This is a genomic window from Streptosporangium nanhuense (genome assembly GCF_059358815.1).
The window spans coordinates 89,670-114,142 of sequence record NZ_JCADBG010000021.1; the positions used below are offsets into that span (position 1 = coordinate 89,670).

The following is a 24,473-nucleotide window of genomic DNA, read 5'->3' on the forward strand; positions in this document are numbered from 1 at the left end:
GGTCCCGTTACGACAGGTTGGAACCCAGCTGCTCGTCGGTCTGGGAGAACGCGTCGCCGACGGCCTTGACGTACTGGCCGATGCCCTGCAGCGACTGGTTCACCTGGTCGAACCCCCGGGCGAACTCGTCGAAGAAGGGCTGGAACTTCTGCTGGGCGGCCGGGGTGCTGTACCCCTGGGCCAGCAGGTTCTGGATCTTGCCGCGTACCTCGGTGAGCTTGTCCTGGAGCTGGGAGAAGTCGTTGAGGAGCGCGGTGGAGGTCGAGGCGGTCTCGTCGGAGTTGACGGCGAAGTTGGGCATTGTTCTCTCCTGTTTTGATCGTTTTTTCATCCGTCCACCGGCGGTGGAGGTCTGTGAGGCCCTGCCTGACCCGCCCGGGGTTTCGGGGCATGGCCGGCGAGGGCGGGAGGGGATGTCCTACGGCTTGGTGGAGTCCGAGGCTCCCTGGGAGGACTGGGCGGACGAGGGCGGGCTCGTCGGCGACGGAGGCAGCGGGACGTCCGCCGGATCGACCGAAGTGGGACTGGACCCACCCGTCGGCGACGGAGGCGGACTCGGGGGCACCGGCGACGGAGGCGGAGGCGGACTCGCGCTCGGGCTCGGGCTAGTCGGCGACGGAGGCAGCGGGACGTCCGCCGGATCGACCGAAGTAGGACTGGACCCACCCGTCGGCGACGGAGGCGGGCTCGGGGTCGCCGGCGACGGAGGCGGACTCGGATTCGCCGGCGACGGAGGCGGACTCGGATTCGCCGGCGACGGAGGCGGACTCGGGCTCGTCGGCGACGGAGGCAACGAAACATCCGCCGGATCGACCGAAGTAGGACTGGACCCACCCGTCGGTGACGGAGGCGGGCTGGGATTCGTCGGCGACGGAGGCGGGCTCGGATTCGTCGGCGACGGAGGCGACGAGACATTCGCCGGATTGGCGGCGGCGGGCGCCGGTGGCGGGGTGCCCTTGATCGGGATGATCGAGTCGATGCCCTGCGAGGCGGCGCGCTTGCCCACCGGGCCGACCGCCAGCGGGATGAAGTTGCCCGCCTCGTTGAGGATCGCGGCATTGGGATCCTGGCCCTCCGCGACCGCGACACCTACCTTGGCGCCGCTGGAGGCGCCTTCCTGGACCAGGCCGAGCCCCTGATCGGTGGCCTTCTCCCCCAAGCTGGGAGGCGGGACCTTGCCCGCGCCCCCGGCCGCGGCACCTGCGGCACCCGCGGCACCCGTCGCACTCGGAGGGCTCGCGGGGTTCGCGGGGTTCGCGGGGTTCGCGGGCGGGGGAGTGAAGGCGCCCCCGGCGAACTCGTCGTTCTTGGCGGCACGCCCTCCCTTGATGGCCCCCCCGACCACGGCTCCCGCGGCGGCGCCCGCCAGCAGGTTGCCCGCGGTGATCTCCTCCTTGTTGAGCGTCTTGACGATCGCCTCCTGGGCGACCCGTGCGCCGAAGTCGCCGACCGCTCCCACGGCCAGACTCCCGGCCGGGCTCTTGAAGATCACCGTGAAGGCCTTGCTGTCGGCGATCGTGTCCGCGAACTTGGTGATGCTCCCGGGGATCACGCGGACGAAGCCTCCCGGCGACGAACCCACACCGGCCAGCGCGGGGCTGATCCTGCCGGCCGCCCTGCCGCCGAGTCCGAGAAGGGCGCCACCGGGAACGAGGGCGAAGATCCCCGCCGCGAAGTCACCGGCCCTGAAATCGCCGGTGACGATCTGTTGGACGGTCTGAAAGGCGAATAACGCCGCGCCCAGGAGAAAACCGGCCACCGGGAAGAAGACGGCGACCACCGCGACGAGGATGTCGAGAAGGATCTTGACGAACGGGAAGTCCGCGAAGAAGTCCGCGATCTTCTGGAAGAAGTTGCGCTCGGGGATCGCCTTCGCCGCCGCGTCGTCGAGCTCCTGGCCCGCCCGCCGGGACGCCTGCTCGCGGAGGTTCCTGGCGTCCTCGGCCAGGCGCCTGGCGGCCGACATCGTCTGCTGGGCGGCGTCGATGCCGTCCTGCTGCCGGCGCGCGTCCTGCCGCTGCTGGTCGGTGGCGTCCGGTGCGAGGGCGGGGACGGTCTGGCCGGCCGCGCCCGCCACCGGCCCGGCCTGGTCCATCGCCCTGTCCACCTGCGACTGCGCCTCCTGCAGCTGCCCGGCGTAGGTCTCGTACGCCCCGGCCGCCTGGGAGAAGGACTGCGCCGTCTTGTTCAGCTTGTCGGGCAGTGACTTCAGCTGCTTGCGCAGCGCGTCCATGGCCTTTCCCGAGCCCTGCTCCACCGCGCCGCCGCTTCCCAGGATCCGGGTGGCGGTCTCGGCCTGCTGCCCGACCTGCCGGTAGCGGTCCGCGAGGCGCCGGATCTCGTCGGGATCTCCAGGGGTGGGGTCCTCCGACATGCCGAGCACGTCGAACCCTGAGCTGTGTCGTCGCGGCACCTGACCCCCCCGGATGATGACTGCTTGCCCGACGTACACGGAGCCTTTACTGCAAAAGGTTCAAATCCGACGTACGCGAAATCGCGTCGAACCGTTTTCGCGTCCGCCACGTGTGCCCTGTGAGGCGCGGTGGGGCGTCCAGTCCCCTGGTGCCTGACCAGAGCACGGCGGGCGCCGAGAAGATGGGTGGAACCACATGGTGAGGAGCGGCGGCTCCGGCGCGGTCCACCGGCCCCGTAGGGGATCCGGACGGGCGGGACGGCGCGGGCGGGCGGTCCTGCGACGGCTGGCCGCCGTCGTGCTGCTGGCCCTGGGCTCCGCCCTCTACCTCGGCTGCCTCGGCGGGACGGCGGCCGCGAGGAGCGACGACCTCGTCAAGGTGTACGTGGTCAAGACGGCCGAGCAGAACGGCGGGACGCCGGACACCCTGGCGAACGCCGCCGCGCGCACCCTGGGCGACCCGAACCGGGCCGGCGAGATCTTCGAGCTCAACCGCGGGCGCACCCAGGCCGACGGATCCGCCCTGCGAGACCCCGCCGACCTCAGGGCCGGCTGGATCCTCAAACTCCCCGCGGACGCGCGCGGCCCCGACGTGCGGCTGGCCCAGGAGACCGGCGACGACACGGGACAGACCGGCGACACAGGGCAGACCGGTGGTACAGGACAGGCCGGTGACACGGGACAGCCCGAGGGCGCGGCGGACACGGCGCCCGCCGGGGTCCGGCCCCCGCCGCAGGACTCCGCCGCGATCGTGCTCCCGCTGCCGGCCGCGCTCGCGGGGCTGGGCACCCTGCTGCTGGCGCTGCTGACCGCCGCGATCATGGCCAGGCGGCGGGTACGGCGCGCGTTCGGCGCGCTGGCGCGCGCGATCCACCGCCTCGGGGAACCGGTCCGCCGGGCGCGCAGGCTCAGGTTCAGGAGGTCGCTCACGACGGCCTTCGAGGGGGACGGGGAGTCCCCGCGGGTGGCCTACGGGGCGCTGGCCGAACTCACCGGCCCCGGAACCCGTGCCGTGCACGCGGTTTCCGTCGGCGACGAGGGGGTCACCGCGTGGGTGGCGACCCCCGGCGCCCCACCGGCCCCTTGGCAGGATCTGGGCGAGGGACGCTGGTGGCGCCCGGCCGGCGCCTTCGCACGCCCCGCCGCCCCCCGCCCGGACGTCCCCGCGCCGTGCCTGGTGGCGGTGGGCGTGGACGAGCGGGGCGGGAAGGTCTTCGTGGACCTCGGACGGCTGGACGGGGCGCTGAGCGTCACCGGTGACCGCGGGGTGGCCCGCGACGTCGTGCGGGGGCTGCTCGCCGGGGTGGCCCGCGACAGGCCGGCGGTGCCGGTGGCCGTGATGCAGGTGGCCGACGGCCTGGCCGTCCCCCTTCCCCCCGCCATGCCGAGGGTCGAGCCCTCCGGGCGGCGTGCCGCGGGCATGCCGGTCGCGGCGCGCGGGACCGGCACGCTGCGGGCGACGGCCCGCCCCCGCCCGCTGGAGGCGCTGCTGGTCGTGCCCGGCACGCCCGCGGCGCGGGAGAGCGCGGACCTGGCCGCGCTGAGCGGTCCCGGAGGGGCCGGCTGGACCGCCCTGGTGTGCGGGGACGCCGACGGCGCCCACTGGCGCTGGCGGGCGGCCCCGGACGGCTCGGTGGAGATTCCCGTCCTGCGCCTGGCGGTGACGGCCCCGGCGTGATCGCGTTTGGCGACAGCGGCCCCGGCGTGATCGTGCCTGGCGACAGCGGCCCCGGCATGATCGCGCCTGGCGACAGCGGCCCCGGCATGATCGCGCCTGGCGACAGCGGCCCCGGCATGATCGCGGCCGGAGGTGACGGCCCCAGTGTGATCGCGGCCGGCGGCAGCGGCCCCGGCGTGATCGCGTGGAACGCGGCGGGCCGGCCGCCCCGGGCTCAGGCCGCCCTCGGACTCTCGTACCTCTCGTGCTTCTCGTGCCTCTCGTGCGCCCGCAGGTGGTTCAGCGCGTAGTACTGCCGGGACTTCACCGTGCCGACCGGTATGCCGAGGACCTTGGCCGCCTCGCTCACGGTGCGTCCCCGCAGGTAGGTGTGGACGAGCACCTCGCGGTGCTCCGCGGAGAGCGAGTCGAGCATCCCGGTGACCGTCACCGTCGCCGCCACCATGTCCGCGTGGTCGCGTTGCAGCACCTCCAGGGTGTCGGTGCCGATCACCTCGTAGCGGTGGAAGCCGCTCCGGGACCGGTCGATCACCAGGTTCCTGGCGACCGTGAGCAGCCAGCCGCGTACCGACCCCCGGGAGTCGTGCAGGCGCTCCACGTGGTGCCAGGCGCGGATCAGGGTCTCCTGCACGATGTCCTCGGCCAGGTGGCGGTCGTGCAGCAGTTTCTCCGTGTAGGCCAGTAGCGCCTTCTCGTGCTCGCGCACGAGAAGGCCGAGGTGGTGCTCCCGCGAGGTCTCCGGTGACGTGGACCCCCGCGGGAGGGCTTCCGGCGGGACGGCGGGCGGTACGCGCAGCTGGGACGTCTTCATCTTCTCTTCCGAAGGGGCCACGGGCGAGGCCGTCGCGGGCGGACCCGGGCCGCCGTGTGATCGGTGCACGGCACGGGAGGCCCCGTACCGTGCGCGAGAGCAGAAAATAGGCGAACCCTCGTGCCGAGAAAGTGCCGAAACCGGTACGGCCCCCGGATCGCCGGGCAGGGCCGCGTTCCGGCCGCCTCACCGGCCCTGACCAGCCGTCCAGTCGCGTAGATGGATTCGTGGGGGGAATGTCCAAGACAGCGAAGGGAGAAGTCCGCCCCATCCGGTCGCCGGATCGCGGCCCGGTGGACGAGACGGGACCCGAGGGCATCCCGCCCCGGTCACCTGATCACCCGAGTGATCACCCGAGCCACGGTGCCTTCCCCCGAGGGGGTGTCCGGCCCCGTCGGCATGGTCGGCCCTCCCCTGGGCAGTCGGAGGGCCCCAAGCGGATCGAAGGGACGTCGGCGATGGATTTCAAGGATGACGCCCAGCTGGACAGCTCGCAGGTCGAGAGTCGCGGCGGTGGGGGGAGGATCCCCGGTGGCGGTCTCGCGATCGGCGGCGGCGCGGCGGGGATCATCGCGCTCATCGTGGCCCTGGTGTTCGGAGTCGACCTCGGTGGCGTCACCGGCGGCTCCTCCCAGCCGGCTCCGGTGGGTCCGAGCTCCGACCTCACCGCCCAGTGCAAGACCGGGCAGGACGCCGACCAGAACGAGGAGTGCCGGGTGGTCGGGGTGGTCAACAGCATCCAGGACTACTGGCCTAAGGCGGTCCAGGGGTACGAGCCGGCCAAGACCGTCATGTTCTCCGGCCAGGTCGACACCGCCTGCGGGGCCGCCGACGCCTCCGTCGGCCCCTTCTACTGCCCGGCCGACCGCCAGGTCTACCTGGACCTCAGCTTCTTCAAGGAGCTGGAGAGCAAGTTCGGCGCCAAGGGCGGCCCCTTCGCCCAGGCCTACGTGATCGGCCACGAGTACGGCCACCACGTCCAGAACCTGCTCGGTACCAACGCCAAGGCCCAGCAGGGTCCGGAGAGCGGCCCGGAGAGCGGCTCGGTCCGGCTGGAGCTGCAGGCCGACTGCTTCTCGGGCGCCTGGGCCAAGAACGCCTACGAGACCGGCCTGTTCGAGAAGCCGTTCACGAAGACGGACATCGAGGAGGCGCTCAGCGCCGCCTCGGCCGTGGGCGACGACAGCATCCAGGAGCGGACCCAGGGCCGGGTCAGCCCCGAGGGGTTCACGCACGGGACGTCGGCGCAGCGTGTCAAGTGGTTCACCACCGGTTACCAGAGCGGTGACCCCGGCAAGTGCGACACCTTCGCCGGGAACATCTGAAAACCGCCTCTGAGCTGGGACGAGAGAAACCCGCCGGGCAAGCGGCGGGATTCTCTCCTAAACTACATACCGTGATCTTCAAGTTGGTCGGCGACGAACGGCCCTATCCCGAACACGGTCTCTCGCATCGCGAGTGGGCCCAGATACCGCCGCGACAGGTCCGGCTCGACACCCTGATCACCACGAAAGCGGTGCTCGACCTGCACTCCCTGCTCGCCAAGGACTCCACCTTCTACGGCGACCTGTTCCCGCACGTGGTCCAGTGGCGCGGCGACCTCTATCTGGAGGACGGCCTGCACCGGGCGCTGCGCTCGGCCCTGCACCAGCGCTCGGTCCTGCACGCGCGGGTCCTGGACCTGCCCTCCGGGGACTGAGCCCCTTCCACCCGCGGATCACCGCGGTGAGACGCGAAAGAGCCCCCGGCCCGCGTGTGCGGATCGGGGGCTCTTCCCGTGGCGGTGGAGGTGGGATTTGAACCCACGGATAGGTTGCCCCATCACACGCTTTCGAGGCGTGCGCCCTCGGCCACTAGGCGACTCCACCGCGGAGCAGCTTACCGGATAACCGCTATTGCTCGCGCATCCGGCGAGCGGTGAAGAACTCGGTGAGAACCGCCGCGCATTCGTCGACCAGGACGCCCCTGAGGACCTCCGGCCGGTGGTTGAGGCGGCGGTCCCTGAGCACGTCCCACAGTGACCCCGCGGCGCCGCCCTTGGGGTCGTCCGCGCCGTAGACGACGCGGTCGACCCGGGCGAGCACGGCGGCCCCCGCGCACATGGTGCAGGGTTCCAGGGTGACCACCAGCGTGCAGCCGCTCAGCCGCCACTGGCCGCGCGACCTCGCGGCCTGCCGCAGGGCGAGCATCTCGGCGTGCGCGGTGGGGTCGGCCGAGGCCTCCCTGTCGTTCCCCGCCCGTGCCAGCACGGAACCGTCGGGACCGAGGACGACCGCGCCGACGGGCACCTCCCCGCGGGCTCCGGCCTCGGCGGCCTGCGCCAGCGCGAGCCGCATCTCCCGGACATAACCCACCGGCGCCAGGCCGCCTGCCGAATCGCTCACCGTACGCCCACCGGAGCCAGACCTCTCACCGCACGCCCACCGGCACCGAATCACTCATCGCGGCCCGCCGGCACCGGACCGGCGAGCATGTCCGCCGGCGTCGGGCCGGTCAGCACGCCCGCCGGTGTCGGGCCGGTCACGGCGTCTCCGTCAGCGCAGCCGGTCGAGCTCGTCGGCGAAGGCCAGCCGCTCGGCGATCACCGAGAGCGTGTCCGCGGGGAGCGCGCCCTCCTCCATGCTGAGCTCGACGAGCTCCTCCGAGCTCAGCCCGAGGTCCTCCAGCAGCTCGAAGTCACCCGCCGGCCGCACACCGAGATCAGGGGTGTCCTTGTCGACCGCCACCCCGGCGAGCTCGGTGAAGAGCTCACCCAGGTCGTCGGAGAGGCCCGCGTTGGCGTCGGACAGGAACGTGCGCGGCTCCAGGTCCCCCTGGTAGCGGACGATCGCGAACCACTCGTCCTCCACCTCCACGCACAACAGGGCCAGCTCGTCACCGGTGAGCCCCAGATGCTCCTGGACGGCGTCGCCGAGATCGTCGGCGATCTCCGCCTCGCCGAGGTCGACCTCCGCACCGTTCCAACCGTCCGTCGTACGGACGAAGGCGGCGGAGAACACACTGTTGGTTGGTCTGGAGGGCATGGCCGATCTCCCGAGGTCAGCCGAACACAGAGTCGATGGCGCGTTCGAACGGCTCGGAGAACCCCAGCCGCGCGGCGATGCTTGACAGGACGTCCTCGGGGAGGAGGTCGATATCCCCTGACAGGATGCCGAGCTCCATCTCGTCGAGGCCCAGGTCCGCGAAGATCGACAGGTCTCCCGCGGGGAGCGCCGTCTCCTCGTCCTGCAGGATCGCGTCGAGCTCGTCCTCGTCGGGAACCGGCACGTCCAGGTATTCCAGCGCCTGCTGCGCGAGCGGGAAATCCCAGGACGCGGCGATGTCCGAGAGGAACACCTCGACCCTCTCACCGAACACCCGTAGCGCCACGAAGAACTCATCCCCAACGGCGACCAGGCCAATCGTGCCGTTCATGCTCGGCTGCTGGCGCAGGGCGTGGATGAGGCCCTCGAGGTCGGAGGTGAGCGACACCGGGAGCATCTCCGCCTCCCAGCGGTCGTCCTCGCGGTAGATCACGATGGCAAAGTCCAGCGAGTCTTCGTCTGACATGGCCATCCCCACCGAATGCTTTCTCTACGGAGGTCAATGCTTTCAGAAGCGAAGCACCGACGTGGGCCTCTCCGACCAAATTGTGATCAAATCCGAGCGACCGGACGATGTCCGGCGGGGGGTGGCCCGTCATCCCCCCGGCTTATCGCCGCCCGCCGGCCCAGGATACCTTTGACCACCATGGAAACCCTGGTCGTCGACCATCCCCTGGTGGCCCACAAGCTGACCGCGCTGCGGGATGTGAACACCGACTCCCCCACGTTCCGGCGGCTCGCCGACGAGCTGGTGACCCTGCTGGCCTACGAGGCGACCAGGCAGGTCCGCGTCACCGAGTGGTCGGTGGAGACCCCCGTGGCCCCCGCCAAGGGCGTGCGGCTGGCGCACCCGTACCCGCTGGTGGTCCCGATCCTGCGCGCGGGGCTGGGGATGCTGGAGGGCATGACCCGGCTGCTGCCGACGGCCGAGGTGGGTTTCCTCGGGATGATCCGCAACGAGTCCACGCTGGAGGCGGAGACCTACGCCACCCGCCTGCCCGAGGACCTCTCGGGCCGCCAGGTCTACGTGGTCGACCCGATGCTGGCCACCGGCGGCACCCTCGCGGCCGCGATCAAGTTCCTCTTCGACCGGGGCGCCGACGACGTGACCGCGCTGTGCCTGCTGGCCGCGCCCGAGGGGATCGCCCACCTCGACGAGGCCTTCGCCGGCACCGGCAGGCCGATCCGCCTGGTGACCGCGGCCCTGGACGAGCGGCTGAACGAGAACGGCTACATCGTCCCCGGGCTGGGCGACGCGGGAGACCGCCTCTACGGCGTCGTCTGAAACGCTTCCGTACGGGCCCCTGCAGGCCGGCCCCCGAGATTCCAGCACCATCCTTTTCCCTTGAGGGATGGTTCTTCTACCCGCCGACAGTTACATAATGTGGTTCCCCGGGTACTAAGCGTGGCGAAGACATCTCTTCTGTGTCCCCGGTCCGCCGAGGCCGCGGGCGCACACCAGGGAGAACCATGAGCGAGCGAATCATCCCGGACACCGAGCCGGACCCGTACGCGGAGTTCAGCGCCGCGCTCAGGGACGAGTTCTCGGAGATCCATCCGGCGACCACGGTGACCCGCTGCATAGAGGCGGCCCACTTCGGAGCGCTGGAGGTGGTCGGCCACGCCCATCCGGCACTGGTCGAGCGGATCGCCCGCAAGCACCTCGAGGTCCTCGCGCTGGTCGCGAGCGAGCGCGGGTGACGCGGGCGGCGGACGACGGCGGGCGCGCCGGCCGGTAGTGCACCGCGAGGACCTCGGACAGGATCCTCGCGACGCGCACGAGACCGAATCGGCCGATGCGCTTTACCTCGGCATGGCCCTGGGTAATGTATATGGCGGGTGCAGTGGGTGAGCGGTAGCAGGAGGCCAAGGTGCAGGTCAAAAAGGTTCTGACGTACGGCGCTGTCGGATTTGTAGCGTTTTTCCTGTTCACACGACCAGGTGACGCGGCCAACGCTGTGAGGGGTGCCATGGACACGGTTTACACGGCGGCCGATTCTCTGGCCCAATTCGTCTCACATCTGTCATGAGGCTCGTGACCCACGGGGACTCCGCTCCCTCGTCGGTCAACCGCTATCTGCTCCCCCACGAACACCAGGTCATCATGGTGCGGCGTCACCCGGCCGTGCTGCTTCGCGCGGTCGCCGAGGTCTTCGGCGGCCTGATCCTCGCCGGACTGCTGAGCAAGTGGTTCGGCGACCAGGGCGGCGGCGGCGCGCTCGTCGTCGTCTGGTGGGCCTGGCTGCTGCTGCTGATCCGCTTCGTCTGGAAGGTCGCCGAGTGGTCCGTCGACTACTTCGTCGTCACCTCCAAGCGAATGCTGCTCACCACGGGGCTCATCACCCGCAAGGTCGACATGATGCCGCTCGGCAAGGTCACCGACATGAGCTTCCAGCGCTCGATTCTCGGCCGCATGCTCGGCTACGGCGAGTTCGTGCTGGAGTCGGCGGGCCAGGACCAGGCGCTGTCGAGGGTCAATTACATCCCGTACCCGGAGACCCTCTACCTGGAGGTCTGCCAGATGCTCTTCCCCGGGGGTAACGACTCCGATGATTAGCGTCCCGTGCCGCAATGGCACGGGAATGTGTGTCCACGGAACATGAGCACCGTTGACACTTTCCGGTGAGGATTTTTCACTCGGGGTTACCTGATTCGACTTCTTCATGCAATCATGGCGAGAACATTGACCATCCCCCGCCCTGAGAGATCAGATGCCGAGTCAGGGAACCATCGGTGACCGCGTCCGCGGACTACGCCTGAGCAGGCGCATGTCCCAGGCCCAGCTCGCAGGGCCGGACCTTTCCGACAGCTACGTCTCCCTCATCGAGTCCGGCAAGCGGACCCCGACCCCCGTGGTCGCCCGCCTGCTGGCCGACCGCCTGGGATGCACCACCGAGTTCCTGCTGCACGGGATCGAGCCGCGCCAGCGGATCGACACCGAACTCGGCCTGCGCCACGCGGAGCTGGAGCTCCTCCACGGTGACCCGTCCGTCGCGGCCGACCGCTTCGGCGAGATCGTCAAGGTCGCCGGCGAGGAGAACGCCATGCTGGCCGCGCACGCGCGGTTCGGCCGCGCCCGCGCCCTGGAGGTCCAGAACAGGATCGGCCCGGCGGTGAAGGCGTTCGAGCGCCTGCGCCGCGAGGCGGCCGCCCACCCCGAGCGTCTGGCCGATCTGCCGCTGGCGGTGGCGCTGAGCCGTTGCTACCAGCGCGCCGGAGACATCCTTCGCGCCCGCGACCTGGCCGTCCACGCGCTCGGCGAGATCAACCGGCTGCCCCTGGCGCAGGGAGAGATCGCCATCGAGCTGGCCGCCGCCCTGATGGGGATCGACGGCACCCGCGGGTCGGGTTCGCCGAGCCTGTCCTACGTCCGGGACGTCCTGTCGGTCAACGGCGTTCCCAGCGTGGTCAACCGCACCGCTGAGATCCACACCCTCTGGCGGGCGAGCGTCACCGCCGCCGACGGCGAGGACTCAGCGCTGGCCGTCCGCCTCGCCGACGACGCGATCGCGACCGGGCGCCCGGCGCGGATGGCCTCGCAGCTCGCCCTCATCGCGACCGACTGGGCCCATCTCGCCGCCACCGGTGGTGAGGAGCCGCTCGACGAGGCCCGCGAACTCGCGACCGCCGCGAGCGAGGTCTTCGCCGCGTTCCCCGAGCACGTCCACGAGCACGTCAGGAATCTCGTCGTACGCGCTCACGTCCAGTTGGGGACCGGAGACCCGCAGGGCGCGATCGCCCTCGCCGAGACCGCCCTCGACACGCTGGGCGACCAGGCGGGCGCTCTCGCGGCCAACGCACGGCTGGTTCTCGCCCGTGTCGCGCTCACCCGCGGCCTGGGCGGCGACGCCACGGCCGCACTGCACGCCGCCAGGCAGTCGCTGAGCGACATCCGGCACGCGCTTTCCGGTCCCGACCGGGAGACCGCGCGGACCTGGCGTGACCTGGGAGACCTCTATGGCCAGGTCGGTGTGGTCGACGAGCAGACCGGTGCGTATCGTAAGGCTCTTGAGGCTGCCGGAGTGCGCGATGCGATGGTGGGCGTGACAGTCGATTCGGCTCTGGTCCGTTAAGACGGCCCGCTGCCGAAGTCCCAGATTTGTTTTTGCACCTCCGGAATAACTAGGGTCTACCAGTCATTGATTCGTAGGATGATTGGTTTCTCCGGAGGAGGCGGACGGTGAGTCTGCGTACGGCGCAGCGAGCATCCCTCGTCGATCAGGTGATCGATCAACTCAAGGAGCAGATCACCTCTAACTCCTGGCAGATGCACGCGAAGATTCCTACTGAGACCGTGCTCGCCGAGCAGCTCGGGGTGGGGCGCAACACCGTGCGCGAAGCGGTGCGCGCCCTCACACACGCCGGACTGCTGGAATGCCGCCAGGGCGACGGGACGTACGTCCGTGCCACGAGCGAGCTCTCCGGGGCCATGCTGCGGCGGCTGCGCACGGCCGAGCAGCTCGAGATCCTGGAGGTGCGGCGCGCGCTGGAGGTGGAGGCCGCCAGACTGGCCGCCACCAGGCGCACCGAGGCCGACATCGCCGGGATCGAGGCGGCGCTGGCCGAGCGGGAGCAGGCCTGGGAGAGGGGAGAGCCCGACGCGTTCGTCGAGGCCGACCTCGCCTTCCACATGGCGGTCGTCCGAGCCACCCACAACCTCGTGCTGATCGATCTCTACGAGGACTTCTCGGCGGCGCTGCGCGCCAGCATCACCGCCGCGGGCACCTCGCTGAACAGCACCCTGAACAGCACGTACATTCCGCACGAGGCGATCGCCCGCGCCATCGCCGTCGGTGACGCCGCCGCCGCCGAGCGCGCGGGTCACGCGTGCATGGAGCACATCCTGATCGCCCTGACGGAGGAGCAGGAGCTCTCTCTCTGACCCTGTCCTTCCTCGCCTTCTCATGACGTGGGCCCCCTCACCCGGCCGGGTGAGGGGGCCCACGTCATGAGAGCGTCACGGGCGCGAGGCGATCAGGTCAGGCGCAGGGACATCACGAGGTAGCGGAAGGAGGGGGCGGCGTCGCCGGGAACCTCCGTGATGAGGGCCGGGCGGCTCGGCGACTCCATGTTGAGCCGGACGAACTCGGTCTCGACCCCGCTCAGGCCGTCGAGCAGAAACTGGGACTGGAAGGCGATCTGGATGTCGCCGCCGGACAGCTCGGCGTCGACGACCTCGGTGCCCCGGCCGATGTCACCGCCGCCCGCCTGGATGAGGACCTGTCCCTGGGCGAAGGAGAGCCGGACCGCGGTGTTGCGCTCGGCGACCAGCGCCACCCGCTTGATCGCGTCGATGAACGGCGCCACCGGCAGGTCGGCCCGGATCGACCAGTCGTCGGTCAGCCGCGAGCGGTAGTCGATGAACTGCTCGTCGAGCAGGCGGACCGTGGTGGCCCGGCCGACGCTCTCGAAACCGGCCACGCCGTCACCCAGCGCCACCGACACCTCGCCGCCGCGCAACGACCTGGCCACGTCGACGAGCACCCGCGCGGGCACCATCGCGGCGGCCGTGGCACCGGCCGTCTCGGGGCGCCAGCCGAACTCCCTGGCCGCGATGCGGTAGCGGTCGGTGGCGGCCATGGTCACGTCGTCGCCGGAGATGTCGACCCGGATGCCGGTCAGCATGGGCAGGCTCTCGTCGCGGCTGGCCGCCGGAGCAACCTGGCCGACCGCGCTCGCGAAGACCACACCGCCGACCGCGCCGATCTTCGGCGGCATCTCGGGGAGGGAGGGGAAGTCCTCGACCGGCATGGTCAGCAGGCCGAACTCCGCGCTCCCGCAGGTCAGGACCGCTTCGGAACCGCTGGTGAGCACCTCCACCACCTCGCCGGGCAGGCTGCGGGTGATCTCCGCGAGGATCCGGCCCGGGATCAGCACCCGGCCGGGCTCCGCCACGACCGCGTCGATCGAGACGCGGGCGGAGACGTCGTAGTCGAAGGCCGACAGCACGAGGTCTCCGTCGTCGGCCTCCAGGAGCAGGCCGGAGAGCACGGGAATGGCCGGCCGGTTCGGCAGCACCCGGGCCACCCAGGCCACCGCGTCGGCCAGGACATCACGGTTAACCCGGAACTTCACCTGATCATCCCTTCGTCCCGAACGGCACCCCACGCGCGGAAGCCGTACTCCAACAGCACGTTATCCGCTGAGACCGACAGAACCGTTACCCGGCCGGGAAAAGGGGGCGGGGAGCGTCGGCACGGGTGGCCTTGAGGCGGGTCAGGACGGCGCGGCGGGCGTCAGCGCGGGCGGCGGTTGAGGTGAGACAGGAGACGGCGTCACGGCGGGCGTCAGCCGCGGGCGGCGTGAGGCGGGTCAGGACGGCGCGGCGGGCGTCAGCCGCGAGCGGCGTTGAGGTAGGTCAGGACGGCGCGGCGGGCGTCAGCGCGGGCGGCGGTTGAGGTGAGACAGGAGACGGCGTCACGGCGGGCGTCAGCCGCGGGCGGCGTTGAGGTAGGTCAGGACGGCGAGCACGCGGCGGTTGTCGTCGTCGGAGGGGGCGAGGTCGAGCTTGGCGAAGATGCTGGCCGTGTGCTTGCCGACCGCGCTCTCGCTGAGGAACAGCCGCTGGGAGATGGCCGCGTTGGAGCGGCCCTCGGCCATCAGCTCCAGCACCTCGCGCTCGCGCGGGGTGAGCGCGCCGAGCGGCTGGTGCCGGGCGGTGCTGGCCAGCAGCTTGGCGATCACCTCGGGGTCCATCGCGGTGCCGCCCGCGGCGACCCGGCGGACCGCGTCGACGAACTGCTCGGCGTTGAACACCCGGTCCTTGAGGAGATAGCCGATCGCCCCCGAGCCGTCCGCGAGGAGCTCTCGCGCGTACAGCTGCTCGACGTGCTGGGACAGCACGAGCACCGGCAGGCCGGGGACGGCCCGGCGCGCCGCCAGCGCGGCCTGGAGCCCCTCGTCGGTGAACGTGGGCGGGAGGCGTACGTCGACCACCGCCACGTCGGGCCGCAGGCCGGTCAGCGCCTCCAGCAGCTCGGGCCCCGACTCCACGGCGGCCACCACCTCGAAGTCGTGCGCCTGGAGCAGGTGGACCAGGCCGTCGCGCAGGAGGTACAGGTCTTCGGCGATGACGACTCTCGGGCTCACCGGCCCAACCATAGGCGGCCCGGCAGGACCTCCGCCAGCCGCTGCTGGCGGGCGTGCATGACGGGGATGAGCATGCCCGCGGCGTACATGGACAGGCCCAGGAGGATGTTGAAGACGATCAGCGGCCACTGCAGGAGCTCGGGCAGGTAGAGGGCGAGGAACCAGCTGCGGTTCTCGACGTCGAGGATCTTCATGACCATCGCCACCAGTCCCTGCGGGAAGAGCGGGAGCCAGCCGATCCCCCAGCAGATCCCGACGATGGTGGCCTTGCCGCGGGGCAGGGACGGCGTGCAGTCCGGCCCCTTGTCGCTCAGCAGGGCGTTGGGCAGGTCGAACGTGGCGGTGGTCGGGCCGCCCCGCGGGCTGTTCACCGCGAGCACCCCGCCGAAGGCCGCCAGCCTGCGCTCGATGCCGCGCAGGCCGCTGCCGCGGGACGGGTCGGCGCCTCCCGAGCCGTCGTCGGTGACCACCACGCGCAGCGCGTGGTCGTTGCTGCTGATGTCGATCCACACCCGCTCGGCGCCGCCGTGGCGGGTCGCGTTGGTGAGGAGCTCGCTGATCGAGAAGTAGGCGGCCGACTCCACGGGCGAGTCGGGGCGGGTGTCCAGGTCCACGGTGACCGTGACCTTCAGCGGGCTGTCCAGCGCGAGGGCGCGCACGGCGTCGCCGAGGCCGCGCTCGGCCAGGACCGGCGGGTGGATGCCCTTGACGAGGTCGCGCAGCTCGACGAGTGCCGTGGACGAGGCGTCCCTGACCTTGGCGAGCAGGGCCTTCGCCGCCACGGGGTCCTTGTCCATCAGCTCCTCGACCGCGCCGAGCGTCATGCCCATCGCGACGAGCCTCGCCTGCGCCCCGTCGTGCAGGTCGCGCTCGATCCGTCGCAGCTCGGAGGCCTGGGAGTCGACCGTCGCCAGGCGCGCCTGGTCGAGGCGCTGGATCCGCGCCGCGAGCACGGACCTGGCGGTGGGGGACAGCAGCAGGTGGTTCCACCACGCGTACCCCCGCAGCAGGCGCGGCGTCGCGGCGAGCGCGACGGCCGAGGCGCATCCCAGGGCCAGGGACAGCGGCACCGGGACCGGGGCCCACGCCGCCAGGACCGTGCATCCGGCAAGGGTGAGGGGCAGCAGCGGGAGGACGCAGACGACCAGCGGGTTGAGGAACAGCCACAGCCCGTCCCGCCAGGTGGCCGGGTCGCCGACGATCCACTTCCAGCGGTTGTTCCAGTCGGGCCACTTCGCCGTCTTGTAGAGCTGGCGCTCGTGGCGGTACCAGCCGTCGGGCTGGGGCCGGGTCGGCAGCGGCGGAGGCAGGTAGGGCGCCGGGACGGCGATCCCGAACCACGTGCCGTTCAACCTCCTGGCGAGCGCGGTGCGGTGCCTGATCAGATGGGCCGCCGGGGGGAACATGAAGATCATCCCCAGGCCGAACGCCAGCACGAACCCGACCAGGGTGAGCGCCACCAGGACGACGTCCACCAGCGCCGCCGCGCCCAGGGCCAGCGCTCTTCCCGCCGCCACCGCGTATGTCCTCATGGACCAAGTGTCGGCGATCCGGCCGGGCCTGCCCAGTGGTGGCGGACGCCGTGGAGGGGTGGAGGTAGCCACACCCCCGCCGGGTGCCTGGCCCGCTCCCACCGGGGATGTAGACGGATTCTCCGGGCGCGGCGCGGCTCGTAGCGTCGTTGAGCATGAAGGTCATCGAGGTCAGCAACCTCCGCAAGCAGTACCGCGACCAACTGGCGGTGGACGACGTGTCGTTCACCGTCGAAGAGGGCGAGATCTTCGGCGTTCTCGGCCCCAACGGCGCCGGCAAGACGACCACCGTGGAGTGCGTCGCCGGCCTGCGCGTCCCCGACTCCGGCACCGTCAGCGTGCTCGGAGGCCTGCACCGCACCGAGCTCAAGGAGAAGCTGGGCGTCCAGCTGCAGAGCTCCACGCTGCCGGAGAAGCTCAAGGTGTGGGAGGCGCTCGACCTGTACGCCTCCTTCTACCGGAACCCGGCGGACTGGGTGGCGCTGCTGGAGCGCGTCGGACTCACCGACAAGCGCGACACCCCCTACGGCAAGCTCTCCGGCGGCCAGCAGCAGCGGCTCTCGATCGCGCTGGCGCTGGTCGGCAACCCCCGAGTGGCGATCCTGGACGAGCTGACCACCGGCCTGGACCCCCAGGCGCGCCGGGACACCTGGGAGCTCATCGAGCGGGTCCGCGAGGACGGCGTGACGATCCTGCTCGTCACCCACTTCATGGAGGAGGCCGAGCGGCTCTGCGACCGGCTCGCGCTGATCGACTCCGGCCGGGTGGTCGCGATGGACAGCCCGTCGGGCCTGATCGCCAAGGTCGGCGGGCAGCAGACCCTCAGGTTCCGGCTGTCCGGGCCGCTCGACGACTCCCGGCTCAAAGCCCTGCCCGAGGTGACCGGGGTGAGCCGCAGCGGCGAGCAGATCGCGGTCACCGGCACCGGCAACCTGCTCCTCGCGGTCACGACCGTCCTCTCCGCCGCGGGAATCGTGCCCACCGACCTGCGCATGGAGCAGGCCACCCTCGACGACGCCTTCCTCAGCCTCACCGGAAAGAAGATCTCCTCATGAACAAGATGCTCCTGACCGAGGCCAAGCTCTTCCTGCGGGACCCGGGCGGCCCGATCTTCTCGATAATGCTGCCCCTCATCCTCCTGCTCGGGCTCGGGCAGATCCCCGGCTACCAGGAGAAGGTCCCGGAGCTGGGCGGGGAGCGGGTCATCGACACCCAGCTGCCCGCCATGATGGTGATCCTGGCGGTGGTGACGATGGCGCTGACCGTCCTGCCGGCGACGCTGGTGACCTACCGGGAGAGCGGCGTGCTGCGCCGGATGTCCACCACCCCGGTCAACCCGGTCCGGCTGCTGGTCGCCCAGGTCGTCAACAACCTCGCGGTGGCGATCGTCGCCACACTCCTCCTGGTCGGCCTGGGCTATCTCGTCCTCGGCTCGGTCCCGCCCAAGAGCCCGCTCGCCTTCGCGGGGGTGTTCGTGCTCGGCACGGCCTCGTTGCTGGGCCTGGGGCTGCTGATCGCCGCGCTGGCGCCCAACGCGAAGGTGGCGCCGGGCATCGGCTCGCTGCTGATGTTCCCGCTGATGTTCATGGCGGGGATGTGGGTCCCCCGGGACCTCATGCCCGAAGTGGTGCGGCGGATCGGGGACTTCCTGCCGATGGCGCCGTTCGCCGACGCGCTCCGCGACACGTGGGCGGGGCACGCGCCGCAGCCGCTGCACCTGGTGGTGATGGCGGTGACCGTGCTGGTGACGGTCGGCCTGGCCGCGCGGGTCTTCCGGTGGGAGTAGCCGGTACGACCTCCGATCCGCCGGGGCCCGTCCCTCACGAGGGGCGGGGCGGGCCCCGGCTCATTCGGCTGCCCGGAGACCGCCCCCGGGGCTCGTCCCGCCCGGTTGACACCTGATGCCGGATCGCTCCCGCCCGGTTCACGCTTGATGCCGGATCGCTCCCGCCCGGTTCACGCCTGATGCCGGATCGCTCCCGCCCGGTTCACGCCTGATGCCGGATCGCTCCCGCCCGGTTCACGCCTGATGCCGGATCGCTCCCGCCCGGCCCGACATCCGCTTCCCGCCCGGTTCACCGCCCGGCCCGGCATCGTTCTCCGGGTCCGTCCGGTTCCACCGCCCGGCCCCCGCGTCCGCGGCCCGTCCCGTTCGGCTCTCCCGCTCACACCGGCCTTCCTCGCCCGGTGCGTTCCCGCCCTCCGTCCCGGATGCCCGGCGGCGGGAAGCCGGATATGTCACTCTTGATTGATGCTGATCCTGGCGCACGTAAGTGACGTCCATATCGACGGTTCCCCCCGCAGCATCGACAGGACCCGATCCGTCATGCGACACCTGGAGAACCTGTCCGGTCCCCTGGACGCGGTCGTGGTGACCGGCGACATCGCCGACAACGGCCTGATCGAGGAGTACGAGATCGCGCGCGAGCTGCTGACCACGCGCTATCCGACGATCATCTGCCCGGGTAACCACGACGCCCGTTCGGCGTTCCGCAAGGCGCTGCTCGACCTCGACGAGGACGGCGACGGGCCGATCAACCAGGTCCTCAGGTTAAACGGGCTCACCGTCGCGCTGTGCGACTCCAGCGTCCCCGGGCGGCCGGAGGGCTTCCTGGAGGACGAGACGGTCACCTGGCTGAACGGCGTGCTCACCGAGGCCCCGGACACCCCGGCCATCGTCGGCATGCACCACCCGCCGGTGTCGCTGGGCACCCCGTACGTGGACTCGATCCGGCTGCGGAACCCGGAGCGGCTGGAGACGCTCGTACGGCGGCACCCGCAGGTGGTGGCCGTCATCGCAGGTCACGCCCACACCGCGGCGAGCACCACCTTCGCGGGCCTGCCGCTGTCGGTCGCCCCGGGGGTCGTCTCCACGTTGCGGCTCCCCCGGGAGCTCGACATCCCGATTCCCGTCGACTACGACCTGCCGCCGCAGATCGCCCTGCACGTCTTCGACGGCGGCCGTCTCGTCACCCACGTCCGCCCGGTCCTGTGACACCGCCGCGGCCCGCCCTCACGGCGTGCCGCGATCTGGGCGGCCCGCCTCACGAGACCGGTCACCCGATGTCCGCACGCCGCGCGACGACCGGTCCCGTCTCCCGTACGTCGCACGGTCCGGCACCCCGGCACCCCGACGCGTCCTGGTACGCCGCGCGACGGCCGATCCCGCGTCCCGTGTCCCGCACTCCCGTACCCCGCACCACGGCTGGTGCCGCGCCCCTATGCCCCCGTGCCCCTGCGCCCCCGTGCCCTCGTGCTCGCCTTGTCCGGCCGGGGGACGCCATGGTGGCTCGCCGGTTCGAGGAGTGTTCCGTGCCCGGAATTAGTCTGATTTGCCTCTTATGAGAAGCTGATTCGGCTGATAATCGAAAATCCACGCGATCTGGTGAACCCCCCGGGACCCGGCGCCGTACTGCATGCCGACACCGGAAAATTGTTCGGCGGCCGATCCCCGGAGGGCACAGCGTGATCGTGAACGCCTCGTGGCGGCCCGCTCCAGCGGGCACCGCTGTGATCGCGGAACCGCCACCCGGCATCCGCGCCCACGACGAGGCAGGCGACACCGTCCCGCGCACCGGTCACGACCGCCCGGCGCGAACCGCGGGACGCGCGTGATGACGCGGCAGGGCGCCTGCCCTGCCCCGCCGGCCGATTTTCCCGGAGAGAACCCCAACGTGAAAGCCTCTTCCTGGCCCGGTGACCGGCGGAGCCGGTCCCGCCGCCTGCGACCGGTCGACGCCCCCGACGACGAGCTGGTCGTCGCGGAGCTGTACCGGGCATACCACCGGCCGCTGCTCTCCTTCGTCTCACGGCTCACCCGTGGCGACCTGCAGTGGGCCGAGGACGTGGTGCAGGAGACAATGGTCCGCGCGTGGCGCAGCGCGGACCGGTTCGACGCCGACGCGTCGTCCCTGATGCCCTGGCTGGCGACGGTCGCCAGACATATCGTGATCGACGACCAGCGTCGCAAGGACGCGCGTCCCCACGAGGCGGGTGAGGGACCGCTGGAGAGTGTGACCATGCCCGATCAGATGGAAGATCTCTTGCGACAGGTCGTCGTGTCGGACGCGCTCGACTCGCTGTCTCCCGCCCATCGCGAGATCCTCAACGAGACGGTCCTGCGCGACCGGTCGGTGAACGACGCCGCCGAGGCGCTCGGCATCCCGGTGGGTACGGTGAAGTCGAGGGCGTACTACGCCCTCCGCGCCCTCCGCGTCGCCCTGGAGGAGAGAGGGGTGACGGCATGACCTCGCAAGTGGAGCACACCGACGTGGGCGCGTACGCCCTGGGCATCCTCGAGGAGCCCGACCGGACGGCTTTCGCGGCCCACCTGGCCACGTGCCCGTCCTGCACCGCCGAGCTCCAGGAGCTGTCCGGGGTGGCGGGCGCGCTCGCCGGCATCGCGCCCCTGGGAAACGAGCGAAACGGGCGCGACGACACCGGCACCGGCGACCGGGGTCCCGCCGAGGTGGTCAGCCTGCTGCGCCGCCGCAAGGCCGCCGACCGGCGCGCCCGCAGGGGCACGTTCGTGGTCGGCGCCGCCGCGGCCGTCACCCTGGTCGCCGGCGGGATCGCGGCGGGCACCGCGATCTCCGGCGAGAGCGGGACCGTCCCCGTCGGCCACTCCGCGCACGGCCCCGCCGAGGAGGCCTACCGGGCCGGCACGCCGCTCGCGGGCACGGGCGCCTCCGGTGTCACCGGCGGCCTGGTGCTGGAGACGAAGGGCTGGGGCACCCACGCCGCCCTGGAGCTCAAGGGCGTCAAGGGACCGCTGGAGTGCGAGCTGATCGCCGTCTCCCCGGCGGGCGAGCGGCGCGTGGTCACCGGATGGGCGGTGCCCGAGCGGGGCTACGGGGTTCCCGGCTCTCCCGAACCGCTCTACGTGCACGGCGGGGTCGCCTGGGAACCGGCCGGGATAGACCACTTCGAGGTGCGCACGACCGGCGGCGACACGCTGCTCACCGTCATGGTCTGAGCGGGGCATCCTAGCCCTCCCACGGAGTGGAAGAGCCCTCCGAGGGCCGTTTCCGTGTGTGCATTTTTACGTACTTGAAAATTGAACCTTAGGTGGTCGTGGCTCCGTACAACCGGCTGAAGAACGCAGCAGCCCCCTCACAGCTACGAAAGGTTCAAAGATGTCCAAGCGCACCCTCACCGTCTCCGGCGTGGCCATCACCGCGGCCCTGCTCTCCGCGGCCCTCGCCCCGGTCGCACAGGCCGGCACAGGCTCGGTCACGCGGTCCGATACCGCGAGCACAGCGGACGCCTACTTCGCGGGCACCCTGATCGGGAAGAACGAGGTGCCGGTCAGCGGCGGTCCCGCCGTCGGCGACAAGGACGGCAAGGCCATCGCCATCGTCCGCATCCGCGGCAACGAGGTCTCCTACGCCGTACGTTGGCAGGGGACGGACACCCCCACCGCCTTCCACATCCACCAGGGCAAGGCCGGCAAGAACGGCGACGTGAAGGTCGGCTTCTTCATGGAGGCCCTGCCCGGCGGCAGCAAGGCCATCCTCGGCAGCGTCAAGATCAACGACCGCGGCCTGCTGTCCGGGATCAAGAAGAACCCGAAGAACTGGTACCTCAACCTGCACACCGCCGAGTTCCCGGGTGGCGCGGTGCGTGCCCAGATGCACCGGATCAGCCCGACCAACCTGGCCAACGTGCTGGCCGCCGGCGTGCACCCCATCTACCACTCCAACGCCGACGGCCGCCAGGAGGTCCCGGCCCCCGGCAAGAAGGTCGGCGACCCGAACGGCCGCGCCGAGTGGCTCGTCGGCATCAAGGGCTCGAAGGTCTACTACGCCACCATCTGGGAGAAGCTCGCCGCTCCCACCAACGGGCACATCCACCGTGGCAAGAAGGGCAAGAACGGCGATGTCGTGATCGACTTCTTCGCCGACACGAACGGCCTGCCCAAGGGCGTCACCGGCATCGCCGGCACCGCGTCGGTGAAGTCCGACATCGCCCGGGGCATCAAGAAGAACCCGAAGAACTGGTACACCAACCTGCACACCACCGAGTTCGGCGGCGGCGCGGTGCGCGGCCAGCTCTACCGGTCCGGCAGCGGCTGGTAAACCGGCGTCCGGGGATCACGCGGCGGCTGTGAGCGTCCGGACGCGGAGGGGATCCACGGCGGCCACCAGCCGCCTGTGACCCCGGAGACGACGACGCCCGCCACCTGGAACACGACTCCGGGTGGCGGGCGTCGTCGCGTGTGGCGGCCGGTGGGCGCGTCCGGGCCCGTTCCGCCTGGACAGGCCCCGCGCCTGCGTGGCGGCCGGTGGGCCGCGTCCGGGCCCGTTCAGAGCGCCTGGACGGGCCTGGGTTCCTCCGCCGCACGGACGTCGTAGCGCTCGCGGGCGGCCATGATCTCGGGCACGTGCATCTCCGACCAGCTCTTGATGCCCTCCATCAGCGTGACCACGCTGTGCCCCAGCGCGCTGAGCTCGTACTCCACCCGGGGCGGGATCGTCGGGTAGACGGTGCGGATCACCATCCCGTCGCGCTCCATGTTCCGCAACGTCTGGGTGAGGCTCTTCTGGGTGATCCCGTCCACCCTGCGGCGGAGCACGCCGAACCGGACCGGGCCGTCCCGCAGGGCGTCCACCAGCAGGCAGGTCCACTTGTTGGCGATCGCCTCCAGGACCTTCCGCGAGCCGCACTCCCGCAGGTACGCGTTGGCGGCGCCGTACTCTCGCAGGCCAGAAGTAGTTTCCATAGGGTACCTATATCGCTAAAAGGTGCCTTCTTCCAGAGAGATACCGATGTCGCCGACGATTGGTCCCGAAGAACTTCCCCTCTGAGGAGATCACGATGCGCGTCATCACCCAGTCCGCCGTCGGCGCCCCTTCCGTACTCGGTGTCGCCGAGGCCGACCGGCCGGAACCGGATCACGGGCAGGTCCTGATCAGGGTCGGGGCCGCCGGGGTCAACCCCGTCGACGGGGCGGTCCGCTCCGGCCTCTACCCGCTGCTCGGCCCGCCGCCCTTCACCCTCGGCTGGGACGTCGCGGGCACGGTCGAGTCCACCGGGCCCGGCGTGTCCGCGTTCGCCCCCGGTGACGAGGTGCTGGGCCTGCTCGCCTACCCCGGCGCCGGCAACGCCTACGCCGACTACGTGCTCGCCTCACCCAACGAGATCGTCCACCGGCCCGCCGCGCTGCCCGTGGAGCAGGCGGGAGGGCTCCCGCTGGCCGGGCTGACCGCCTGGCAGGCGCTGGTCGGCATCGCCAGCCTCGGCGAGGGGCAGCGGGTTCTCGTCCACGCCGCCGGAGGAGGGGTCGGCCACCTCGCCGTCCAGATCGCCGCCTCCCTCGGGGCGCACGTCACCGGTACCGCTCGAACCGCCAAGCACGACCTCCTGCGCGAGCTCGGCGCGGACACCCTGATCGACCACACCGCCGCCGACTTCGTCACGGAGACCGAACCGGTGGACGTGGTGCTCGACCTGGTGGGCGGAGAGTACGGGGAACGTTCCGCCGCCGCGCTCAGGCCCGGCGGCCTGCTCGTCGGAGCGCTGAGCGGCAACCTCGGCATCACGCGGGAACGCGCGGCCGAGCTGGGCGTACGGCTCGCGGTGGTGAACGTGCGCCCCTCGGCGGCCGACCTGTCGCGGCTGACGGCCCTGGTGGAGGCGGGCCGGCTCAGGGTCCACCTGGACCAGGTGCTGCCGCTGGCCGAGGTGGTCAAGGCACACGAGCTCCTGTCGGCCCGCCGTACCACCGGGAAGATCGTTTTGATTCCCTGATGCGCCGCCGGTCGGGGTGACGGCGCATCCACCGAGGCTCCGTGGAAGAGAGGAAGGGCCGGTTCCACTCGCGGCCCCTCTCGGGCGTCCTCTCGAAGGGTTCTCCGCGTCCGCCGGG

25 protein-coding genes and 1 tRNA gene are annotated in these 24,473 nt (G+C 71.2%); 15 read left to right on the forward strand and 11 right to left on the reverse strand.

Features of this window, described 5'->3' with window-relative positions:
* Positions 1 to 7: 7 nt before the first annotated feature.
* Positions 8 to 301 carry a WXG100 family type VII secretion target gene (locus AC5L38_RS33090; protein WP_362837936.1) on the reverse strand — a complete coding sequence of 98 codons (294 nt, stop codon included), beginning with the start codon at positions 299 to 301 and terminating at the stop codon, positions 8 to 10.
* 117 nt (positions 302 to 418) lie between these two features.
* Complete coding sequence (locus tag AC5L38_RS33095) at positions 419 to 2,413, reverse strand: putative T7SS-secreted protein (protein WP_495246742.1); 1,995 nt, start codon at positions 2,411 to 2,413, stop codon at positions 419 to 421.
* A 196-nt stretch (positions 2,414 to 2,609) separates the two neighbouring features.
* Here AC5L38_RS33095 and AC5L38_RS33100 point away from each other — a divergent pair, with 196 nt between their 5' ends.
* Positions 2,610 to 4,091, forward strand: coding sequence for a LysM peptidoglycan-binding domain-containing protein (locus AC5L38_RS33100; protein WP_495246743.1), 1,482 nt, complete (start codon positions 2,610 to 2,612; stop codon positions 4,089 to 4,091).
* Between the two features lie 214 nt (positions 4,092 to 4,305).
* Here the strand turns inward: AC5L38_RS33100 and AC5L38_RS33105 are convergent, their stop codons facing one another.
* Complete coding sequence (locus tag AC5L38_RS33105; protein WP_495246744.1) at positions 4,306 to 4,902, reverse strand: sigma-70 family RNA polymerase sigma factor; 597 nt, start codon at positions 4,900 to 4,902, stop codon at positions 4,306 to 4,308.
* A 458-nt stretch (positions 4,903 to 5,360) separates the two neighbouring features.
* Between AC5L38_RS33105 and ypfJ the strand changes: the two genes are divergently transcribed.
* Together ypfJ and AC5L38_RS33115 are read left to right on the forward strand one after the other, a co-directional pair.
* Positions 5,361 to 6,227 (forward strand): KPN_02809 family neutral zinc metallopeptidase, encoded by an 867-nt coding sequence (gene ypfJ, locus AC5L38_RS33110; protein WP_495246745.1) that lies wholly within the window; start codon positions 5,361 to 5,363, stop codon positions 6,225 to 6,227.
* 71 nt (positions 6,228 to 6,298) lie between these two features.
* Positions 6,299 to 6,601 (forward strand): type II toxin-antitoxin system VapB family antitoxin, encoded by a 303-nt coding sequence (locus AC5L38_RS33115; protein ID WP_495246746.1) that lies wholly within the window; start codon positions 6,299 to 6,301, stop codon positions 6,599 to 6,601.
* Between the two features lie 79 nt (positions 6,602 to 6,680).
* On the opposite strand, the gene AC5L38_RS33120 is transcribed toward AC5L38_RS33115, so the two are convergent.
* From AC5L38_RS33120 to AC5L38_RS33135, 4 genes are all read right to left on the reverse strand, one after another.
* Positions 6,681 to 6,770 (reverse strand) — tRNA-Ser (locus AC5L38_RS33120).
* A 24-nt stretch (positions 6,771 to 6,794) separates the two neighbouring features.
* Positions 6,795 to 7,238: a tRNA adenosine(34) deaminase TadA gene (gene tadA / locus AC5L38_RS33125; protein WP_495246807.1), complete on the reverse strand. Its 444-nt coding sequence runs from the start codon at positions 7,236 to 7,238 to the stop codon at positions 6,795 to 6,797.
* Between the two features lie 198 nt (positions 7,239 to 7,436).
* A complete protein-coding gene (locus tag AC5L38_RS33130) occupies positions 7,437 to 7,925 on the reverse strand; it encodes a tRNA adenosine deaminase-associated protein (RefSeq protein WP_495246747.1) in 489 nt (162 codons plus the stop codon).
* Between the two features lie 16 nt (positions 7,926 to 7,941).
* A complete protein-coding gene (locus AC5L38_RS33135; RefSeq protein ID WP_362688075.1) occupies positions 7,942 to 8,451 on the reverse strand; it encodes a tRNA adenosine deaminase-associated protein in 510 nt (169 codons plus the stop codon).
* Positions 8,452 to 8,631: 180 nt separating this feature from the next.
* Between AC5L38_RS33135 and upp the strand changes: the two genes are divergently transcribed.
* From upp to AC5L38_RS33160, 5 genes are all read left to right on the forward strand, one after another.
* A complete protein-coding gene (gene upp, locus AC5L38_RS33140; protein ID WP_362688078.1) occupies positions 8,632 to 9,270 on the forward strand; it encodes a uracil phosphoribosyltransferase in 639 nt (212 codons plus the stop codon).
* A gap of 185 nt (positions 9,271 to 9,455) precedes the next feature.
* A complete protein-coding gene (locus AC5L38_RS33145; protein ID WP_495246748.1) occupies positions 9,456 to 9,686 on the forward strand; it encodes a hypothetical protein in 231 nt (76 codons plus the stop codon).
* A gap of 325 nt (positions 9,687 to 10,011) precedes the next feature.
* Positions 10,012 to 10,542, forward strand: coding sequence for a PH domain-containing protein (locus AC5L38_RS33150; protein ID WP_329087979.1), 531 nt, complete (start codon positions 10,012 to 10,014; stop codon positions 10,540 to 10,542).
* Between the two features lie 154 nt (positions 10,543 to 10,696).
* A complete protein-coding gene (locus AC5L38_RS33155; RefSeq protein ID WP_495246749.1) occupies positions 10,697 to 12,058 on the forward strand; it encodes a helix-turn-helix domain-containing protein in 1,362 nt (453 codons plus the stop codon).
* A gap of 107 nt (positions 12,059 to 12,165) precedes the next feature.
* Complete coding sequence (locus AC5L38_RS33160) at positions 12,166 to 12,867, forward strand: FadR/GntR family transcriptional regulator (protein WP_495246750.1); 702 nt, start codon at positions 12,166 to 12,168, stop codon at positions 12,865 to 12,867.
* A gap of 92 nt (positions 12,868 to 12,959) precedes the next feature.
* Here AC5L38_RS33160 and dnaN read toward each other — a convergent pair whose 3' ends face one another.
* The 3 genes from dnaN to AC5L38_RS33175 form a co-directional block, all read right to left on the reverse strand.
* Positions 12,960 to 14,060 carry a DNA polymerase III subunit beta gene (dnaN, locus tag AC5L38_RS33165; RefSeq protein WP_495246751.1) on the reverse strand — a complete coding sequence of 367 codons (1,101 nt, stop codon included), beginning with the start codon at positions 14,058 to 14,060 and terminating at the stop codon, positions 12,960 to 12,962.
* 354 nt (positions 14,061 to 14,414) lie between these two features.
* Positions 14,415 to 15,074: a response regulator gene (locus AC5L38_RS33170; RefSeq protein WP_495246752.1), complete on the reverse strand. Its 660-nt coding sequence runs from the start codon at positions 15,072 to 15,074 to the stop codon at positions 14,415 to 14,417.
* Entirely contained in the window at positions 15,071 to 16,606 is a 1,536-nt protein-coding gene (locus AC5L38_RS33175) for a sensor histidine kinase (protein ID WP_495246753.1), read from the reverse strand. The genes AC5L38_RS33170 and AC5L38_RS33175 overlap by 4 nt, the downstream gene beginning before the upstream one ends.
* A gap of 155 nt (positions 16,607 to 16,761) precedes the next feature.
* Between AC5L38_RS33175 and AC5L38_RS33180 the strand changes: the two genes are divergently transcribed.
* The 6 genes from AC5L38_RS33180 to AC5L38_RS33205 all read left to right on the forward strand — a co-directional run bounded on the left by AC5L38_RS33180 (position 16,762) and on the right by AC5L38_RS33205 (position 22,683).
* Positions 16,762 to 17,661 carry an ABC transporter ATP-binding protein gene (locus tag AC5L38_RS33180; protein ID WP_495246754.1) on the forward strand — a complete coding sequence of 300 codons (900 nt, stop codon included), beginning with the start codon at positions 16,762 to 16,764 and terminating at the stop codon, positions 17,659 to 17,661.
* Entirely contained in the window at positions 17,658 to 18,392 is a 735-nt protein-coding gene (locus tag AC5L38_RS33185; protein ID WP_495246755.1) for an ABC transporter permease, read from the forward strand. Before AC5L38_RS33180 ends, AC5L38_RS33185 begins: the two co-directional genes overlap by 4 nt.
* Positions 18,393 to 18,857: 465 nt before the next feature.
* Positions 18,858 to 19,601: a phosphodiesterase gene (locus AC5L38_RS33190; RefSeq protein ID WP_495246756.1), complete on the forward strand. Its 744-nt coding sequence runs from the start codon at positions 18,858 to 18,860 to the stop codon at positions 19,599 to 19,601.
* 679 nt (positions 19,602 to 20,280) lie between these two features.
* Entirely contained in the window at positions 20,281 to 20,853 is a 573-nt protein-coding gene (locus tag AC5L38_RS33195; RefSeq protein ID WP_495246757.1) for a sigma-70 family RNA polymerase sigma factor, read from the forward strand.
* On the forward strand, positions 20,850 to 21,581 hold the full coding sequence (locus AC5L38_RS33200; RefSeq protein WP_495246758.1) for an anti-sigma factor family protein: 732 nt from the start codon (positions 20,850 to 20,852) through the stop codon (positions 21,579 to 21,581). Before AC5L38_RS33195 ends, AC5L38_RS33200 begins: the two co-directional genes overlap by 4 nt.
* A 160-nt stretch (positions 21,582 to 21,741) precedes the next feature.
* A complete protein-coding gene (locus AC5L38_RS33205; RefSeq protein WP_495246759.1) occupies positions 21,742 to 22,683 on the forward strand; it encodes a CHRD domain-containing protein in 942 nt (313 codons plus the stop codon).
* Positions 22,684 to 22,910: 227 nt separating this feature from the next.
* Here the strand turns inward: AC5L38_RS33205 and AC5L38_RS33210 are convergent, their stop codons facing one another.
* Complete coding sequence (locus AC5L38_RS33210; RefSeq protein WP_495246760.1) at positions 22,911 to 23,327, reverse strand: winged helix-turn-helix transcriptional regulator; 417 nt, start codon at positions 23,325 to 23,327, stop codon at positions 22,911 to 22,913.
* 95 nt (positions 23,328 to 23,422) lie between these two features.
* On the opposite strand from AC5L38_RS33210, the gene AC5L38_RS33215 reads away from it, so the two are divergent.
* On the forward strand, positions 23,423 to 24,355 hold the full coding sequence (locus tag AC5L38_RS33215) for an NADP-dependent oxidoreductase (RefSeq protein WP_495246761.1): 933 nt from the start codon (positions 23,423 to 23,425) through the stop codon (positions 24,353 to 24,355).
* The last annotated feature ends 118 nt before the right edge of the window (positions 24,356 to 24,473 follow it).

What these genes read in the sequence shown, in the direction of transcription:
- AC5L38_RS33090 (WP_362837936.1), bottom strand. Translation starts at nt 301, where the DNA reads ATGCCCAACTTCGCCGTCAACTCCGACGAGACCGCCTCGACCTCCACC.
- AC5L38_RS33100 (WP_495246743.1), top strand. Translation starts at nt 2,610, where the DNA reads ATGGTGAGGAGCGGCGGCTCCGGCGCGGTCCACCGGCCCCGTAGGGGA.
- AC5L38_RS33105 (WP_495246744.1), bottom strand. Translation starts at nt 4,902, where the DNA reads ATGAAGACGTCCCAGCTGCGCGTACCGCCCGCCGTCCCGCCGGAAGCC.
- ypfJ (WP_495246745.1), top strand. Translation starts at nt 5,361, where the DNA reads ATGGATTTCAAGGATGACGCCCAGCTGGACAGCTCGCAGGTCGAGAGT.
- tadA (WP_495246807.1), bottom strand. Translation starts at nt 7,238, where the DNA reads ATGCGGCTCGCGCTGGCGCAGGCCGCCGAGGCCGGAGCCCGCGGGGAG.
- AC5L38_RS33130 (WP_495246747.1), bottom strand. Translation starts at nt 7,925, where the DNA reads ATGCCCTCCAGACCAACCAACAGTGTGTTCTCCGCCGCCTTCGTCCGT.
- AC5L38_RS33135 (WP_362688075.1), bottom strand. Translation starts at nt 8,451, where the DNA reads ATGTCAGACGAAGACTCGCTGGACTTTGCCATCGTGATCTACCGCGAG.
- upp (WP_362688078.1), top strand. Translation starts at nt 8,632, where the DNA reads ATGGAAACCCTGGTCGTCGACCATCCCCTGGTGGCCCACAAGCTGACC.
- AC5L38_RS33145 (WP_495246748.1), top strand. Translation starts at nt 9,456, where the DNA reads ATGAGCGAGCGAATCATCCCGGACACCGAGCCGGACCCGTACGCGGAG.
- AC5L38_RS33150 (WP_329087979.1), top strand. Translation starts at nt 10,012, where the DNA reads ATGAGGCTCGTGACCCACGGGGACTCCGCTCCCTCGTCGGTCAACCGC.
- AC5L38_RS33155 (WP_495246749.1), top strand. Translation starts at nt 10,697, where the DNA reads ATGCCGAGTCAGGGAACCATCGGTGACCGCGTCCGCGGACTACGCCTG.
- AC5L38_RS33175 (WP_495246753.1), bottom strand. Translation starts at nt 16,606, where the DNA reads ATGAGGACATACGCGGTGGCGGCGGGAAGAGCGCTGGCCCTGGGCGCG.
- AC5L38_RS33180 (WP_495246754.1), top strand. Translation starts at nt 16,762, where the DNA reads ATGAAGGTCATCGAGGTCAGCAACCTCCGCAAGCAGTACCGCGACCAA.
- AC5L38_RS33185 (WP_495246755.1), top strand. Translation starts at nt 17,658, where the DNA reads ATGAACAAGATGCTCCTGACCGAGGCCAAGCTCTTCCTGCGGGACCCG.
- AC5L38_RS33190 (WP_495246756.1), top strand. Translation starts at nt 18,858, where the DNA reads ATGCTGATCCTGGCGCACGTAAGTGACGTCCATATCGACGGTTCCCCC.
- AC5L38_RS33200 (WP_495246758.1), top strand. Translation starts at nt 20,850, where the DNA reads ATGACCTCGCAAGTGGAGCACACCGACGTGGGCGCGTACGCCCTGGGC.
- AC5L38_RS33205 (WP_495246759.1), top strand. Translation starts at nt 21,742, where the DNA reads ATGTCCAAGCGCACCCTCACCGTCTCCGGCGTGGCCATCACCGCGGCC.
- AC5L38_RS33210 (WP_495246760.1), bottom strand. Translation starts at nt 23,327, where the DNA reads ATGGAAACTACTTCTGGCCTGCGAGAGTACGGCGCCGCCAACGCGTAC.
- AC5L38_RS33215 (WP_495246761.1), top strand. Translation starts at nt 23,423, where the DNA reads ATGCGCGTCATCACCCAGTCCGCCGTCGGCGCCCCTTCCGTACTCGGT.